The organism is Comamonas sp. MYb396, from assembly GCF_037479555.1.
Taxonomy (GTDB): Bacteria; Pseudomonadota; Gammaproteobacteria; order Burkholderiales; family Burkholderiaceae_C; genus Comamonas.
In genome coordinates, this window is record NZ_JBBGYU010000003.1 from 75,290 (window position 1) to 93,089 (window position 17,800).

Below are 17,800 nucleotides of genomic sequence, written 5' to 3' on the forward strand. Positions count from 1 at the left end.
TCCAATGTCTTTTTGAATCAGATCGGCATCCAGGCTTTAGCTGCTTCCCAGGTTTCCGGGACCGCGACCACCGCCGCCGGGTCCGGAGCCTCCAGGACCGCCGGGGCCAGATCCACCGCCGCCTCCACCGCCAGGACCTGAACCGGCACCTGCGCAGCACTCACCCCGACAATGGGGCGTGCACTGTGGAGCCAGAGGCAGTTGGGTGCCGGTTCCTCCGCCAGAACCACCGCCCCAGCCTCCACCGCCTCCGCCCCAGCCTCCGCCACCCGCTCCTCCAGCGCCACCTCCGCCGCTGCACGACGTACCGGTTCCGACCAAGCGGCTGTACTGCGAGAACACCACCCGGTTCTCTCGCTCGCCATTGACGCATTCAAACGAGCACTCAGCCGTGGCCCACACGCTGTACGACGAGCAGCTCGATGCCTTGCTGCTGAAGGTGTTGGCCAACGCGCGTTGCACAGCGGTGAAGTCGCCCGCCTTGGCATTGGTAAAGCCAATGCCCTTGGGGTGCAGCTTGACGGCAGTCACCCGGTAAGGAATGACCACACGCTGCTTGGCTGCCAGCACCTTGGGGATGTCCGCCAAGAACTCGTAGCGGTAGTACTCATCGGACTGGGGCGGTTTGAAGACGACTTCCTCGGCCTGGATCAGGCCGTAGTTGGTCAAGGTCAACTCGCCGGTGTGCTCCTCGCCAATCTGCAGCTCGGGCAGATTGATGGACAGCGGCTCCAGCAGCACCACGGGTGCGGGCACCTGGGTCTGGAACGTGGCCTCCAGGTTGATGTCGTAAACATCGGGAATGGTGGTTTCCGTAACGCTGAAATCAATGCTGATGGTTTGGTACTGCAGATGCACCCGCTCTGTGGTGGTGATGCCCGGGCGCACAAAGATGCGGCCGGTCTTGTCAGAGTGGCGCGGGCCACTGGCACGGTAGGTGTAGGTGCCTGGTGGCAGGTCCGTCACGACTGCCTTGCCTTCCGCATCGGTGGTGAGCGTGCGCAGATAGGTGAGCACGGCATCGTTTTGCAGGCGGATGCGTGCGCCCGCCACACCCTTGATAGGCTGGTTGTTCGCGCCCAAGGTTCCGGTAAACAGATCGGTGATTTGGAAGCTCACGCCACCCTGCCCGCTTTGGGTCACTGCCACCGATACCGGAATGACACCATCCCCGCTGTTGCCTGCGGTGACGATCAGCCGGTAGTTGTAGATGCCGTCAGCCACATTCTTGCCTGGGCTGGCCGTAACCTGGATGGGCACTTCGCCGCCCACATCGATGGCACCGATCTGGTTGCCGCTGGCCAGGAACACCCAGGCAGGCGGCGGGTTGCCGCTGTTGTCTACCAGCTTGACCTGCACATTCTGCGCAGCCACCAAACCGCGGTTGCCGATGACTACGCTCTCGGTGACGGAGCTTTCTTGTTGCACGCCAGTCTCGATGAACGTGGGCTTGGCAAACAGATCTGGGCGGGCCTGTACCAGCTTGTAGTTGATGCTGAATGTGCCGCGCGGCGTATCGCCTGAATCGGCTGCAAAGGCGGTGAGGACCACGGTGCCCGACTCACCAGCTGTCGCGCTGCCGGTGAACTTGATGACCATGGGCACGGAGGCACCGGCGGCAATATTGACGGGCGGGCCGGCATCCACGCTGATGCCCTGCGGCAGGCTGCCGCTGGGCTGGTTGGCGGGCACAACGGCCCAGCGCACACCTTCCACACCCGTGCCGGCACTGGCACGCGCCTGGATGGTGATGTTGCTCGCAAAATCGCGTGCGGCTGTCAGGTTGTAGCTGGAGAGGTTGAAGCTCAGGCGGTTGATCGTGAAGCGCCCTTGCTCTGCCGTGGCGGTTTCATCGGGGTGAACCACCGAGACGACATAGGTGCCGTTGTCATTGGCAGCGGGTACAAACTCATAGCGGTAATTGCCGCTCGCATCGGTTGCGATATTGATGCGGCGTTTGAAGCCTGCGATATCCAGCATGATGCGCAGCGCAGCATTGGGGATCGCCTGCGCGGTATCGCGGGTAACGGCGGCGCCGGTGATGACAATGCTTTGCGCCCCATAAGACAGCGCAGGGTTGATATTGGCCACCGTGCCGGTGTAAGGCGTCTTGGGCACCTCGGGCACGACGGGAGCGTTTTGCACGGTCACCACTCGGGTGGCCTGCGCGGTCTTGCCTGCGGCTGAGGTGGCCACGGCCTTCAAGGTATAGCTGCCATCGGCGGCAGTGTTAGCCGCCCACTGCGCGCTGTAAGGCGCTTGGGTGGGCGATGCCAGCAAGACATCGTTGGCGTAGAGTTCTACCTTGGCAATGCCCGCTGGGGCAGATGCCACGACGGTGATCGTTGCCGCGCTGGACAACACCGCATTGGGCGCGGGCGCCACAAAGCTGATGCTGGGTGGCGCGCTGGCATAGGTCACCGTGACCGCCGCGCTCTTGGGGCTGGTGCCGCGCGCATTGCTGGCGGTCGCCTCGATCTGGTGCACGCCTTCGGCAGGCAAACTGATGCTGGCCGCAAAGCTGCCATTGGCGCCCACGGCCACCGGAGAACCCGATGCCTGGCCATTCAAGAACAGCTGCAGCTGCGAGCCTGGCATTGCTGTGCCCGCCACATTCAGCTGTGGAACGGCCACGGTTGTACCTGCCGCTGGTTGGGTGATCACTGGCGCTGCAGGGGCACTCAGATTGAGGCTGAAAGGAATATCCAGCACTGCCGCAATGCCATCGGCATCAGTCGCGTTGATGCGGAAGCTGTGGTTACCATTGGGGAGCTGGGCAAAGTCCACCATCTGGCTGTGGTTGACGGGGCTGGCCCGGCCATAGCTGCGCTCAAAAATCAGCACGCCGTTGACGGCAGCTTTTAAGCTAGTGACGCCCACTGCACTTTCTGCGGTAACCGCCAACAGGCCCGGCTGGGTGATCGTGGCGTCGGCTTGCAGCGCCTGGCCGGCAAAGCTGGCAGTGATAACCGGGCCGTTGCCGCCTTGCTTTTGTACTTGCACGGTGCGGGTGGCTTGGGCCGTCTTACCGCTGGTGCTTGTTGCTTTGGCGCTTAAGGTGTACGCGCCATTGAGTACACCCGCCAAAGCCCAAGTGGAGCGCCATGGAGGCGACATCAGCGTGCTCAACAATCGGTCGTTGGCAAAAAGCTCTACCTTGGTGATTCCGCTGGCATCGGTCGCAGCCACTTCAATGGTGCTGTCCTCGACCAGCGTCGCATTCTCTTCGGGACTCACAAATGCAATGGCGGGGCCAGTGTGGTAGGAGACTGTAGTTGCGCTGCTGACAGGTCCCACGCCTCTGCTGTTGCGGGCCTGCGCGGTAATCAGGTAGGTGCCTTCTGCAGGTAGGGAGACAGTAGAACTAAATAGACCATCCTCTCCCACAGGCAGAAGTGTTCCAACCGCCTGGTCATCTAACAGCAACTGCACTCGGGCACCGCGCTGCGCAGATCCAGCAACACGGACTTGCGTCGTGTTGACCGAAGCGCCATTGACCGGCTCTGTGATCACGGGAACTGGCGGTGCCCCCAGTGCCAATGTCAGAGGCAGGTTCAGAGTCGTTTGTCCACCATCCGTACCATATGCTTCGATGGTCAGAATATGTGCCCCGTTGGGCCATTCCGAAAAATCCAGGAAGAGGCGGGAAACAACAGAGCCGGAGCCTCCTGTTGAATGTTGATGGTGAAACTCACCGTCTATGCTGACGGTGACTATGGAAACTCCCGCTGCACCGTTTGCCGTTACAACAAGCTCACCCGGCTCAGTGACGACATTGCTAGTCTCGACAAGCTGCATAGCATCCAAGGAAGCACTCACTGCAGGCCCATCAGGACGGGCAAAGGTAAACGCATGTGGCAGACTTGGCCCACTGGTGCTTTCGAGTTCTCTAGCGACCACATGGATCAAATGCGGACCCTCAGCAAGCAGCCCCCTCCACTCAATGCTGAATTTTCCTTCGTAGTCTGAGAAAACGCGGTCAACAATTAGCTGATCGATATAGATTTCAATTTGAGAATAGGGATCTGCCTTTCCTTGAATCAACAACGGCATCCGTGTGATCGCGGAGTCTGAGGCCGGAGCCGTAATCAGAGGCGTTGACAGCGTGTCCAGAATCTGAGTTGGCGACGTGCGAACGTTTCCCGCGATATCAAAAGCTTCAAACCTTGCATACAGTCGATCAAGGCGCCCTGGGAGCTCAAAATTTACTCTGGCAGTGGAAGCAGTCACAGGCTGATCTACTAACAGCTCAGAGAATCCAGGATCAGTTGCGACCGCAATCCTTCCCGAAGCAAAACCCGATAATCTGTCCTGGACTAGATACCAGATAGATACCCCTTTTTCACCTGCTTGGGCAAATGTGACAATTGCTTCTGGCGGGGTCTGATCCACTGTCGTGAGATTGGAAAAGGCTGACCATTCCTCCCAGGTACCACCATTGTTGATACTGCCGCGGACGCGTGCGCGGTAGTTTGTCCCTTCTGTCCAGCCTGATGGCCATTGGTAGGATGCTGCGTTGGACACCGTGTCACTTTTGACCACCTGGCCATTGCCATCCTGGATCTCGATTTCATAAGAATTGAGAGTGGAATTTAGGGTCCAGGTCCACTTGGGGGATTTATTGGTATAGCGACCGGAGGTTTGGGGCTGGTCAAGCGTTAGCCCTGAGATATCGAGAAATTCATAAGGACTTGCCAGGTCCGCCGTGTAGCCTCCTGCTCCATCAGGAGTGAAGAGTATGGATTGCTCTGCGTGAATTGTGCCCGCAGTGTTACACCCGATTTGGTTAAATGCACCGTTGGCTGATGTCATGCCAATCGTGGCTGATTTACCTTGCGCGTCTGCTCCAAGGAGATATCTGTAATTCAGCGCAACGGTGTTGCTGCTTTCACTGAGCACCGCCTGAAACGTGCCCATAGGAAGATTGCTGCCGAAGAAATACATGTTCGTCCATTGAACGATCAGCTTCCTGTTAGGCGCTTCCCCAACGGTGTCGTAATGGATAGTGCCGCTAACCTGCCCACCCACATCGGTACGCAGATCGTCCCAATAGGCAAAGATGGTGGATGGGAAAGAATTAGCAGAAAGGCAAGAATTACTAAAGCTGGAAGTGGGGCCAGCAAACTGCAGTAAACCGTTGGTACTGGCATAGAAGTTCGTATGGCTTTCCCCCCAATACGTGAATTCAAACCCTATGGGAAACGGCCCTGCATAACTGTCGTCACCCCTAAGACCAGTATTGGTTGCAGCCTTGGCTCCGACCATGCATTGCATCAGAACCAGCAGGCACATGGCGACATACCGCAACAGATGCCACACAGGTTTTCTGATGTGGGCACCACTTCTCTGGCTATTTGTGTTCAATGGCTTCATCTGAAAAACTTTCATAGACGTCCACACGGCGCTTGCAGCCGGTGGTTGGCGGTCTGTTGGATGGCGGCGGTTTGGGCCACTTGCTGTGCATATGCTTGCCAGCCGCCGTCTAGCCAATAGGCGGGCAAGGTGGCCATCGCAGCACTGGTAGAGCTGGCAGCACCGGATGGGTCGGCGGTTGGGGCCATGGCTTTTTCGACCTGCGCCCGCAAGGCATCGCTGACCACGCCATCGGTGATGACCATCAGCGCCTGGGCATAGCCCGCCTTGCTCGCGCGCTTGAGCCTGTCCCGGTAAGCACGCGCAATGGCGGCCACCAGCTTGGCATCGCGCTCTTTGCCTTCCACCTGGACGGCGACCAGCTGCTCGGGCGGTACCGGCCACTGCGCCTGGGGCGCACGTTGCATGGCTTCGCTGGCGGAGATCACCGTCCATTGCATGCCCTGGCCCAGAGCGGCTATCCAAGTCTGCGCATCCAAGGGCTGCAACAACGGTTGGCTACCTGCCGTCCCCGCTTGCGCGGCCTGCCATGCTCGGACACCGCCCCGCACCGCTTGCAGCTGGGCAAAGCCTTGCTGCCGCAGCTGACGGCAGGCCTGGTCAACCTCGGCGTTGTCGAGCCCAGTGCCCAACAGCACTACGGGCGTTTGCTGTAAAAAGCGTTTGCTGGCGATGTCGGAGAGCTCCAGCTCCAAAGCGCGCGCAATGGGTGCTGCGCGTTGCAGGCTGCGCGGCCGCACATCCACCAAGGTAGGGGGCTGGGCGCTTTGCATCGATGCAGCCGCCTCAGCAGCGTTTACCCAGCAGGCCCGGTCCAGCGTGAGCGGCGCGGTTTGCACCGGCCATGCCAACGCGGGCGTCTCTGTGGTTTGCGCTGCATATTGCGCAGCCGAGCAGCCCAACTCCTTGGACGGGGCAGAAGCCGATTCAGCCTCCACCAAAGGCGGAGGCGCAGTCGCTGGCCGCGACCAAGCTGATGCATCGCAGGCAGTGCCACCCAAGGCTGCGCCGACCAAGACGGCCAGCGCAGCGTGCACGCCCCACCTGGGGCCGCACGCCATGGTCTTAGCGGCCATCGCTCGCTCCCAGCACGCCCTTGCGTCGCAGCCCGGCCAGCGCCGCCAAACCGGTCAACAGCGACAGCATCAGCACAGCCAGCCAACCCAGGCCAGGCACTGGCACGGCTTGCTCATCGGCAGGCAGCGGTCCACTTTGGATCACCGGGCCACCCGGGTCTTTGATGACGCCATTGGCAACCAGGTCGTCATCGCCCAGCTCGCCATCGGTGATGGTGAAGCTCACCCGGTTGCCCTCCAGCTTGAGGTTCTTGGGCACATACCAGAGGCTGCGGCCACGCGAAGAAGGCGTGGGGCCGTACTTCATGTAGTTGCTCACCCCAAACAGGTTGGGCCACTCGGTCGTGATGGTCACCGTGCTGCCCACGTCGCAGCCGACCAGTTCGTACTCGAACACGCCATGGGGGAACAGCAGCACATCAAACAAGGGCAGCCAGCCCTGCGCCCGCTTGACGGCGGTCTTGTCAGGGTTGAAGCGGCAGCTAGCGCCCCCACCCGTGACCGAGGCCTTCAGCGTGCCCGTGCCCGTGGGCGTGGGGATGGTGACTTGCTTGTCACCCGCGGGGGCCGGGGTGTTCTTGAGGCCCAGTTTGACATCGGGCGCACCCGCCGTCGCCACCACCACTTCGTAGTCGCCCACCGTCGCGTTGGCGCTGAACATCAGCGATGCCGCCAGGCCCTGTGCATCGGTCGTCGCTTGCGCAGTCAAGCCACCACCCGCAAAGACAGCGCCTGCTCCGCTGGCGGGCATGCTGAAGCTCAGCACACGCCCTGCCACGGGTTCACCCAGGCCGTTGACCAGCTTGACGCGGATCACCTCGGCAAAGGCCGTACCCACCACCGCAGACTGGCCGCCACCGGCAAGCACCTGCAGGTTCAGCACAGGCGCCGTTGCAGCCGTGTTCGTCAATGCAAACCGCACGCTGTCTGCCACACCGCCTGCACTGGCCAGCACCTCGAAGTTGCCTTCGGTGTTGTTGGCCGTGAGCAGCGGCGCGCTGGCCAAACCATTGGCATCGGTTTGCACCTCGGCTTGCAAAGCGCCGCCTGCAAACGTGGCGCTTGCTCCGTTGGAAGGCAACTCGAAACGAATGCTGTGGTTTGCCACGCCCAGGCCTTGGCCATCCACCAGTTTGACGGCAAGCGCTTGCGCAAAGGCCGCGTCTACATGGGCCGACTGGCCGCTGCCGGCAACGCCAAGCAGCTGGAGCACTTGCACCGGCTGGGCCGTGTTGGTCAGCGCGAACGTCGCCTCGCCAGAGACACCTACCGCTGTAGCGCTCGCCTGGTAGCTGCCTTCGGCACCATGGGCCATCAGCACCGGGGAGGTTGCGACACCCTGGGAATCGGTAGTGGCGCTGGCCGTGTGGGCACCGCCGGCAAAGCTGGCCGTAGCACTCCCCACTGCCGCCGTTGGCAGCGTAAACACCACCACTTGGCCAGCCACCGCTGCGCCTTGCGCATCCACCACCTTGGCTTGCAAGCGCTGGGCAAAGGCCTGGCCCACTTGCGCCGTCTGGCCGTCGCCAGCCACCCGCTGCAGAGACAGCATAGGCGTTGCGGCATCCGCGTTGCGCAAGTCAAAGCTGGCCGTGGTGTTGACGCCTTCCACACTGGCCAGCACTTGGTAGCTTCCCACCACCGCATTGGCGGTGATGGCACCCGAGGACACCAAGCCTTGGGCATCGGTGGTGACCTGCAAGGCTGTTGTGCCGTTGCCAAACACCGAACTGGCGCCGCTGGCAGGTGCGGTAAAGCGCAGGGTCTGACCGGCTACCGGGGCACCGTTCTCATCTGCCAGACGTACCTGCAGCGGCGCCGCAAATGCAGTACCGACTTGGGCGACCTGCCGATTACCGCTGCTGATGGCCAAGGTCCAGTTCTTGGTAGTGGAGCCGTCGTCCTTCCAGGCGGCAGATACCAGGCCGATCCACTGCGCCACGGGCTGCAATGCCGCATCACGCCCCGCAGCTTGGGGCAGCGCACGCAGTTTTTCTTGCGCTTGCAGCAGCGCAGCAATCGCATCGCCCAGCTTTTGCTGCTGGGCCGCATCGGCGGCTTGGTCGAACAGGGCCACCAGCTGGGCCTTTGCTGCATCGGTCAAACCTGCAATGGCGGGCAGCGCTGTGCGTGCATTGGCCTCCGCCTGCTGCTGCGCGATGGTGCGCAGGCTGTGCGACCAGCTCTCCACCACCACCGCATCTGCGGTATTGCGCAGCTGGGATTCCAGGCTGAATGCCTTGGCATCTGCGGGCAGCTGCAGCCACAGCTCAATGCCCTGGTCTGCACCGGCAGCCAGGTCCATGGGCCAGCTCAGCTGGTCGCCGTTTTGTGCGGCTGCTGGCTTGGACGACAGCAGCTGGGCGCCGTTGGCCAAGGCGGTGCTCAGCGTGAGCTGGCGGGCCTTGTCGTCGCCATTGTGGATGACGGTCTTCAGGTACACGCTGGATTGGGCGAGCATCGGGTCTGCCAGCTTGGGCTTGCTCAGCACCATCTGGGCCTGAAGCCATGCCGTCCATTCCGTGCCGCTCAGCTGCTCAGCCAGGCTGTCAAAGCCCATGGCCAGCACCTGACCCTTGCCGTAGCTGCTGCGTGCTGCGGCGGTTTCTCCGGTCGCATAGCGCAGCTCGCTGGTCGCTTGCGCATCAGCGGCCAAGGCCCAGCTTGGGCGGGTCAGCGGCAGCGCGTTAGCACCCAACTGCAGTGCGGCGTTGGCCAACGGCTGATCGGCATAGCTGCCCCACATATCGGCAATGGCGCGCAAAGAGGTATCGGCAGTGCCGTCCACGACCAGAGATGCACCGCGCAGTACGGCAGCGCGCACTTCTTCTTGCAGGTTGGCGCTCAGATCGCCCAGCGACCCGCTCAGCCACAGCAGGCTGAAGTCGCCGGCACGCAGCGCCTTTTGGAAGGCAGCAGCTGTCTCAACGATCTCTGCCTCATCGTCATACGCGGCCAGCACGGTGTGTGCTGTCTGGCGCTTTTGCGCGGCGCAGGCGCTGTCGGCGCCGCAGCCGATATAGGCCAGCAGGCGCAGACCTTGGTCTGCCGTTTGCGTGGCAGTCACGGCTTCGCTGTCCTGGATACGGATGAGGGTCGAGGCGCTGTTGTTGCTGCTGATATCGTCCTTGGTGGACGAGCCAATACGCGCGGCTAACGCAAACTCCTTGGCGCTGCTGTCCTTGGCTGTTTGCACTTGCAGGGTCAGGATGGCGGTAGAACGCGTTGCCATATCGCCCAAGGTCCAGACCCCATTGGCATAGCTGCCCACAGCGGCCGATGGGCTCAGCACGGTTAAGCCCGCAGGTATTTCCACATTCACCGTGGTCGCCACAGCCGTTGCCGGGCCCAGGTTTTCTGCGGTGATCGTGACGGTGGATGTATCGCCGCGTTTGACGGTGGCCGGGGTGGCGCCGGCGGCCACTGCCAGGTCAGCCTTGGGCTCGGGATCGGGGTTGTCGGGCGTGGCGGCACGCTTGGCAAACAGATAACCGGCTGCAGCGGTGCCGGCAGTCAGCTCAATGCTACTGAACTTACCCGCCTCGCTCTGCCCGCCGGCGGACCCCGCCAGCGCCGAGCCATCCACCAGGCCATCGCTGACACCAGCGACCAAGGTGTAGACGCCTGGCTTGAGGTTGGTGAAGTGGAACGCGCCTTGCGCATCGGTGTACGCCGTTTGCAGCTCGGCGGCACCCGTGCTGGCTTGGGTACCGCTCAGTTTGATCTCGGTCACGGCAATGCCGGGCTCGCCGCTGTCGCGCAGGCCATTGGCATTGCTATCGCGGTACACCAGGCCGGCAATGCTGGCCTCGGCCGCGCTGGCCACAAAGCCAATGCTGTACTGGCCGCTGGTATTGGCATCGAAGATATTGAGAAAGTAGCTCCAGCTCAGGTCTTCATTGCGCTCCTTGGACAGCCAGACGTTTTCAGCAGGAACGATATAGCCATCCGAACGGGTCACTTGCCCCGGCAGCTTGGCGCCACGTGCAGGATCGGGCACCCGGGCATAGGCAAAGCCCTGGGCTACAGGGCTAAAGCGCAGGCTGGCGTTGTTGCCCTGCACGGTCATTTGCGCCGATGCAGTCTGGTCCTGCACCTCGGTGTCGGCGCCATCGGATTCATAGACCCGGTAGACGTCGCCATCCTTGGCGAGGAAGTCGCGCACCTTGTCGCGCCCCGGCAGATCCACGCGCACGTCCTGGATCAAGGTGTGCGTGCGCACCTCTTTGATGAGCGAGGTGACTGCGCCGCCCAGGGAATCGGCATGGGTGAAGCTGGCATTGAACTCGACAAATTTACCCGCTAGGCTGGTGACCATGGACCAGCGGCCCATTTTGGAAGTACCTGACTCTATATCGCCAAAGTCCAAAAGCAGGCTCTTGCCTGCTGGTTGGTCGCCCACATAGCCGCCCAGTATCTGGAAGCTGATCGCCAGGCCCTGCCGGTTCTCCACAATGCGGGGCTGGGCCGTGTCGATCTTGGTCTTGTTCGCGGTGCCTGCGCCCTGGTTCTTGATTCGGACGCCCAAGGTGAAGGGCTCTGCCGCTTCGGTCTCTGGCGTGAAGGCGTCATCGGCATAGACATCGCGCGGCAAAAAATAATCCAGCACCAGCTCGGGCTGGGGGCGTACCACGATGGATTCTGGCGCCACCTCGACGGAATCGGCCTTGCCATCGAGCGTGTAGCTGACCTTGGCCCCCACGTAGTACACAGCGCCTTGCGGGTTGCTGCCACCACTGCCCGCAGCAGGAATGATGAGCCAGTTGATATGGGCCACCGCCTTGGGCGCGATCACGCCATTCTGCAGGTTGGTGATGCCCGTGACCTGGTCGGTGCGGTAGAAGAACGTCGCCCCCTGGGCATTGGGGTCCGAGGTGGCTATGACCAGGTTGTTGTTGGCGTCGAGGAACCTCAGCTCGATGGAAACGTTCTCCAGCTTCTGGTCCGCCAGGCCATTGGTGATGACCATCTTGGCGTCAAACGCCTGGCGCTCCAGCGAGAGCTTTTGCTCAATGACAATTTTGACTTCTGCACACACGGCATCTGCGGCTTGTGCAAAGGCACTGCTGATCGAATACAGCAGCCCCAGCACGAACATGCCCACCACCGTCGCCCAGCTGGTAAACAGCGGGCGGCCCCTCATTTTTTGATACATACCGTGTGTCCATCTGTAGTCGGTCCAGGTCCATGGATGCACCCCTGGCCCTCCACTTCACTTGACATCCATCAATTAACAACAGCAATTTACTGATATCAATTGATAGTTTTATTTCATCTTGAAGCGCATTGGAATGAACACTGCTTACAGGAAGCTGACAGACAGTTAGGCAAATGCAACAGTCATCTGGAAGATGGGTACTGACCACCGCCAGTTGCTTGGCCAGAAAAGCATGCCAAGCATTGCCTCATGGAAGAGAAGCGGATCGAGGAGCAGTAGCAGGAAGGCAGCGCAATGGCCCGCCCGGGTTCGCACTGAAACCCGGGCAAAGAGTTGTGCAACGGATCGTTAGGCCAGCCGCGGCTGGCGCAGCTGCTGCATGCGGTAGATCAGCCCCTGGGGCAGGCGCCGGGCGAGTGCGATGTCGACCGCGTCGCGGCCTTTGAAGTCGGCTACTGAGACGTCGGCGCCGGCGTCGAGCAGCAGCTCCAGGGTCTTGAGGCGACCGAGGCGGGCGGCATAGAAAACAGGGGTTTCGCCGTGCTCGCGCAGGTTGAGGAGGGGCTGGGCCTGCAGCAGCGCGCGGCACATGGCCTCGTCATCGCGCCACACGGCGGCCCATAGCGAGTAGCTGGCATTGGCGCCGTGCGAGAGCAGCAGTTCGACCAGCGGCAGGTTTTCGCCTCGGGCCACGGCAAACCACAGCGCGGTGGCGCGAAAGTCGCCATTGCATTCGCCCATCGGGGCTTCGGCCTCCAGCACGGCACCGGCGGCCAGCAAGGTGGCGACGGTCTCCAGGCCGTTAGTGTCGGCAGACTGGGCGTTTTGCGCGGATACGCCACAGGCCACCTGCAAGGCGGTGCGCCCCTTGCCATCCACCGCCTGGGCCCACTGCGGCGCCTGCGCCAGCAGCTGGGCCACCAAGGCGGCATCCCAACGCTTGGCAGCAGCAAACAGCGAGGTCTTCGAAGGCAGACTCATGCAGGGCTCCTTATGGCTTGTGACCATGCTCCAACGCGCAATGTACACCGATACCGCCGCAGCCCAACCTTGGTGGCAGGCAGGTTTTTCCCGACCTGCCTGCGCTCTCCAGTGTTACTGGGCTGCCACCCAGTCGATCAGCGCATCCCAGGCGGGGCGTGCCTGCGGGGCATTGTCGCTGTTGGCCATGGCCACAACCACCCAGCGGCGTCCGTCGCGGCCATTGACATAGCCGGCAATGGCCGAGGCGTCGCGCAGGGTGCCGGTCTTCAGGTGGGCGCCGCCGGTATGGGCGCTTTTGCTGTTTTTCATCGTGCCGTCCACACCCACGATCGGCATCGAGGCCATCAGCTCGGGCATGACGTTGGAGTTCCAGGCGACCGAGAGCATCTTGGCCAGCGACCCGGCGGTGATGCGGGCATCGCGCGAGAGGCCGGCGCCATTGTCGATGGTGGGCTGCGCCATGCCGGGCACGCGCTCGCTCCACCACTGCGCCACCGCCTGGCGGCCGCCTTCAAAGGTGCCGACGCCCGCGCGCTCCTTGCCCAGGGTCAGAAACACCTGCTGGGTCATCACGTTGTTGCTGTACTTGTTGATATCGCGCACCACCTCGCCCAGGGTGGGCGAGCTGAAGCTCATCAGCGGCTGCACGCCGTCGGGCGTGGTGCCCATGCGCACCTGGCCGGTCACCTTGCCGCCCAGCTCGCGCCACATGCCTTCAAACACGCGGGGCGCAAAGCGGTCGGGGGCCGCCGGCGCCACGGCCCAGCTGTTCTCGCCGCAGGCGGCCGGGTAGCCGCCCAGAAACTGGATCTGCGTGGCATCGGCCATCTGCGCCTTGAGCGCGCCGCGCCAGTCGCCGCAGGCATTGCCCTTGGTCTTGAGCAGCGGCACCGTGCTGGGCAGGCGCAGATGCGCGATGGCCGGTTCGTAGGCGATGCGGGCCACACCAGCGGCGGCATCGGGGATAAAGCGCATGGTCAGCGACTTGTAGTTCAGCAGCAGCGCATCGGGCACGGCGTTGTAGGGCCGGTAGGGCTCGTTGTCAAAGCGTGCGGGGTCGATGGGTGGCAGCGCAAAGGCCGAGCGGTCCAGCACCACATCGCCAACGACGACCTGGATGCCCTGGCCCAGCAGGCGGCGCTGCAGCAGCCACAGGCGCTCCATCACCAGCTTGGGGTCGCCCGAGCCCTGCACATAGAGGTTGCCATTGAGGGCGCCCTGGGCGACCTGGCCGTCGGTGGCAATGCGGGTGTCCCAGGTGTAGGCAGGGCCCAGGATCTCGAGCGCCGCATAGGTGGTCACCAGCTTCATCACCGAGGCGGGGTTGCGGCCCACATCGCTGTGCACATCAAGGAGGGGGCGCTGCGCGCCGCTGACATCCATCACCACCACCGAGACTGCATCCGCAGCCACCTTGCCGCGCTGCAGGGCTGCTTCGACCTCAGCGGGCAAGCGGCTGGCGGGCCAGGCGCTTGCCGGCGCGGCGAGGGCTGCAGGTGCGGCAGCAATGGGGGCGGCGGAGGCCGGGGCCTGGGGCGCCGCAGCGACCGGTTGGGCCAGCCGGATGGGCGTGGGCGTGGGGTCGCTAGAGGGGGCGGCCGGCGTCTGCGCGCAGGCCACCTGGCTCAGCGCAATCGCGACCGGCAGCAGCCAGCGGCCGCTGCTGCCAGGCAGGCCAGCGCTCAGCCGCGCCAGAGACAGAGAAAGGGGCGCCATCGAAGAAATCTGTTGCATGGGCAGCAGTCTAGCGGCTATGCCCAAGCCCGGCATGCAGCCTTGGCTTTGCCCCGATAATGGCGAGTTGCCACCCCTCTACAGGGGCTGAAACCGGGCGCCAGCATAGCGCCCGTGCGCGCCCTACCCCATGAACCTGCTTGCCCTCGAATCCAGTACCGACACCCTCTTTATTGCCACCGCACGGGATGACCAGCGCTGGCTGCACAGCGGTGCCGGTGGCCAGCACACCTCCAGCCAGTTGCTGCCGGCGCTGCGCGGCCTGATGGCCGATGCGGGCCTGGGCTTTGATGCGCTGGATGCGATTGTGTTTGGCCGGGGCCCGGGCTCATTCACCGGCCTGCGCACCGCCTGCGCCATTGCCCAGGGCCTGGCCTTTGTGGCCAAGGGCGGCCAGGGCGTGCCGGTGCTGCCGGTCGATACCTTGATGGCCGTGGCCGAAGAGGCCCGCCTGCAATACGGCTGCACCCAGGTGCTGGCCTGCCTCGATGCCCGCATGGACGAGGTCTACAACGCCGTCTACCAGTATGTGGATGGCCACTGGCAGACCTTGGGCGATCTGCAGGTCTGCCCGCCGCAGCATGTGCAGGTGCCCGCAGGCTTTGTCGTGGCCGGCAATGCCCAGCCTATTTATGGCGAGCGCCTGGCGCCCGCTGCCACCCATCTGCAGGCCATGCCCACGGCCCAGGCCTTGCTGAGCCTGGCACCCCACCTGCTGGCGCAAGGCCAGGCGGTGGCGGCGCAGGATGCGCTGCCGCTCTATATCCGCGACAAGGTCGCCAAGACCACGGCCGAGCGCGAAGCGGAAAAGCGGGCCCAGGCCGCCGGCAGCCCAGGCACGGCGCCATGAGTTTGCCTGCCACGCCCCAGCTGCGCTGGTCCGCGCTGCGCATTGATGACCTGGATGCACTGCTGGCGGTGGAGAACCAGTGCTACAGCCACCCCTGGACGCGGGGCAACTTCATCGACTCGATGGCGATGGGCTATGCGATGCAGCTGCTCTGGGCCGGCGAGGAGCTGATCGGCTACTTTATTGCGATGCAGGGCGTCGACGAGCTGCACCTGCTCAACATCACCGTCAACCCGCGCCACCAGCGCCAGGGCTGGGCCAAGGTGCTGCTCGATCAGCTGCGCAGCTGGGCCGTCAGTGCGCGCGCGCAGGCGATCTGGCTGGAGGTGCGCATCAGCAATCTGCGCGCCCAGCAGATCTACCTGGCCTTTGGTTTTGAATCGGTAGGGCTGCGAAAGCGCTACTATCCGGTATCCCATGTCGAACGCGAGGACGCCATGGTCATGCGTTATCTGCTGCCTACCACCCCATGAGCCTGAACCTGGACGCCCGCCAACGCGCCATGCTGCAAGAGATGGGCCACCCGCTGTGGTGGCCCGAATCGCCCGCGCCTGCCGCCCAGGCGGCGCCGGAGACATCTTCCGCTCCTGCGCCAGTGGCTGCACCGCCATCGCGCGCGGAGGCGGTGCCTGCCCCAGATGTTGCTCCCACCGCAGCGGCTGCAGCAGCGACTACAGCAGTTGTTGCACCTACTGTTGCACCCGCTCCAGCGGCAATGCCGGCTGCTGCGCTCCCAGAAACGGCCGCGCCCGTTGCCGCTATTGAGCCAACGCCAGCGCCTGCAGCAGCTGCACGCCCCACGTCCCCACAGGCGCTGCCCGCTGGTTTTCCGCGCGTGCGCTTTGCACTGCGCGCACCGGTCCTGCTCGATCTGCAAGGCAAGCAGCAGCCCGCCGTGCCCCCCACCCAGCCGGCCTGGCTGGTGGTGGCCGAGCTGCCCGAGGGCGCGCCCCAGCAGGGCGAAGCCTGCCAGCTGCTGCTGCAGATGCTGCGCGCCATGCGGCTGACCGATGCCCCCGTCTACTGGGTGCCGCTGGCCCGCATCCCCGCCAACCAGGAAGGCGACGATGACCTGCCCAGCTACAGCATCGAGGCGCTGGTGCAGGAATGCCAGCCCGCCATGGCCCTGCTGCTGGGCCTGCCAGCGGTGCGCCATCTGATGCCGGGCGACCAGCCCTTCTCCAGCCTGCGCCAGCAGCTGCACCAGTTGGGTGGCAGCCAGCTGCCTGCCGTGGTCAGCTACGACCCCAGCCACCTGCTGCGCACCCCCCTGGCCAAGGCAGCAACCTGGGCCGATCTGTGCTTTGCGCTGGCCCAGGCCGGGCGTTAATTTTTCTTCACCAACCTGCCAATCTGCCGCCATTTGGCCGCCAAATAGCCGCCATTTGGTGAGTGTAGGCGCCCACTGACAGCCTGTGGCGTGGGGCGTTGACAACGCTGCGCGCGGACAAAGCGCATCGTCATGCGAAGCGGATGCGGGAATGCCATAATGGCGCCCATTCACAAACCGGAGTCTCTCCTTGGATCCCTACCCTAGTTGGTAGCTTCCACCCTGGCAAGCACATGGCTGCACAAGGGTCGGAAGCGCCCCCCGCCCCTTTTGCAGACCAATAACAACAAGGAAGTGAGCCCATGCTCAACATCTTTACGCTTGCCAATGGCCGTCTGGTGCAGGAAGAGATCGAGTCTCTCCAGGACCTGGCCCGTTTTCAGCCTATCTGGGTGGACCTCGAATCCCCCACCCTCGAAGAAAAGCGCTGGATCAAGCAGCACTATGGCCTGTCCATCCCCGAAGACGCGATGGACCAGGACATTGAGGAATCGGCCCGCTTCTACGAAGAAGACAATGGCGACCTGCACATCCGCAGCGACTTCCTGATCGATGACGAAGACGACCCGCGCAGCGTGCGTGTGGCCTTCATCATGAACCTGCACAATGCCGCGCTCAAAAGCTATGGCGTGCTGTTTTCCATCCACGATGAGGATGTGCCGGTGTTCCGCCTGCTGCGCCTGCGCGCCCGCCGTGCACCGGGCCTGATCGAGGACAGCAAGGACGTGCTGCTCAAGCTGTTTGACGCCGACGCCGAGTACTCGGCCGACACGCTCGAAGGCATCTACGACGACCTGGAAAAAGTCAGCACCCAGGTGCTGGCCGGCAATGTGACCGACACCCACGCGAGTGAAGTGCTCTCGGCCATCGCCCGCCAGGAAGACTTGAACGGCCGCATTCGCCGCAATGTGATGGACACCCGCCGCGCGGTGAGCTTTGTCATGCGCAGCAAGATGCTCAACTCCGACCAGTTCGAGGACGCGCGCCAGATCCTGCGCGACATCGAATCGCTGGACAACCACACTGCCTTCCTCTTTGACAAGATCAACTTCTTGATGGATGCGACGGTCGGTTTCATCAATATCAACCAGAACAAGATCATCAAGATCTTCTCGGTGGCCAGCGTGGCGCTGCTGCCGCCCACCTTGATCGCCAGCGTCTACGGCATGAACTTCAAGTACATGCCCGAAATCGACTGGCAATACGGCTATGCCTACGGCATTGCGCTGATGGTGGGCAGCGCGCTGATACCGATGCTGTACTTCCGCAAGCGCGGCTGGCTCAAGTAAGCACGG

Annotated in this window: 9 protein-coding genes; 4 read left to right on the forward strand and 5 right to left on the reverse strand. The window is 63.1% G+C overall.

From position 1 onward, the window contains the following. Positions 1–36: 36 nt before the first annotated feature. The 5 genes from WH265_RS08215 to dacB form a co-directional block, all read right to left on the reverse strand. The gene (locus tag WH265_RS08215; protein WP_339557923.1) at positions 37–5,388 is read right to left on the reverse strand and encodes an Ig-like domain-containing protein; all 5,352 of its coding nucleotides are present in this window, start codon (positions 5,386–5,388) and stop codon (positions 37–39) included. Beyond that, on the reverse strand, positions 5,385–6,224 hold the full coding sequence (locus WH265_RS08220) for a rhodanese-like domain-containing protein (RefSeq protein WP_339557924.1): 840 nt from the start codon (positions 6,222–6,224) through the stop codon (positions 5,385–5,387). Before WH265_RS08220 ends, WH265_RS08215 begins: the two co-directional genes overlap by 4 nt. Before the next feature lie 214 nt (positions 6,225–6,438). Further along, positions 6,439–11,604, reverse strand: coding sequence for a choice-of-anchor U domain-containing protein (locus WH265_RS08225; protein ID WP_339557925.1), 5,166 nt, complete (start codon positions 11,602–11,604; stop codon positions 6,439–6,441). A 351-nt stretch (positions 11,605–11,955) separates the two neighbouring features. Then, on the reverse strand, positions 11,956–12,588 hold the full coding sequence (locus WH265_RS08230; RefSeq protein WP_339557926.1) for an ankyrin repeat domain-containing protein: 633 nt from the start codon (positions 12,586–12,588) through the stop codon (positions 11,956–11,958). A gap of 114 nt (positions 12,589–12,702) precedes the next feature. Then, positions 12,703–14,325, reverse strand: coding sequence for a D-alanyl-D-alanine carboxypeptidase/D-alanyl-D-alanine endopeptidase (gene dacB, locus WH265_RS08235; protein WP_339557927.1), 1,623 nt, complete (start codon positions 14,323–14,325; stop codon positions 12,703–12,705). Positions 14,326–14,455: 130 nt separating this feature from the next. Between dacB and tsaB the strand changes: the two genes are divergently transcribed. From tsaB to corA, 4 genes are all read left to right on the forward strand, one after another. Then, the gene (tsaB, locus tag WH265_RS08240) at positions 14,456–15,175 is read left to right on the forward strand and encodes a tRNA (adenosine(37)-N6)-threonylcarbamoyltransferase complex dimerization subunit type 1 TsaB (protein ID WP_339557928.1); all 720 of its coding nucleotides are present in this window, start codon (positions 14,456–14,458) and stop codon (positions 15,173–15,175) included. Beyond that, positions 15,172–15,648 carry a ribosomal protein S18-alanine N-acetyltransferase gene (gene rimI / locus WH265_RS08245; protein ID WP_312986787.1) on the forward strand — a complete coding sequence of 159 codons (477 nt, stop codon included), beginning with the start codon at positions 15,172–15,174 and terminating at the stop codon, positions 15,646–15,648. The genes tsaB and rimI overlap by 4 nt, the downstream gene beginning before the upstream one ends. Next, complete coding sequence (locus WH265_RS08250) at positions 15,645–16,505, forward strand: hypothetical protein (protein WP_339557929.1); 861 nt, start codon at positions 15,645–15,647, stop codon at positions 16,503–16,505. Before rimI ends, WH265_RS08250 begins: the two co-directional genes overlap by 4 nt. 302 nt (positions 16,506–16,807) lie before the next feature. Continuing rightward, complete coding sequence (gene corA, locus WH265_RS08255; protein WP_021025633.1) at positions 16,808–17,794, forward strand: magnesium/cobalt transporter CorA; 987 nt, start codon at positions 16,808–16,810, stop codon at positions 17,792–17,794. Positions 17,795–17,800 lie beyond the last annotated feature (6 nt).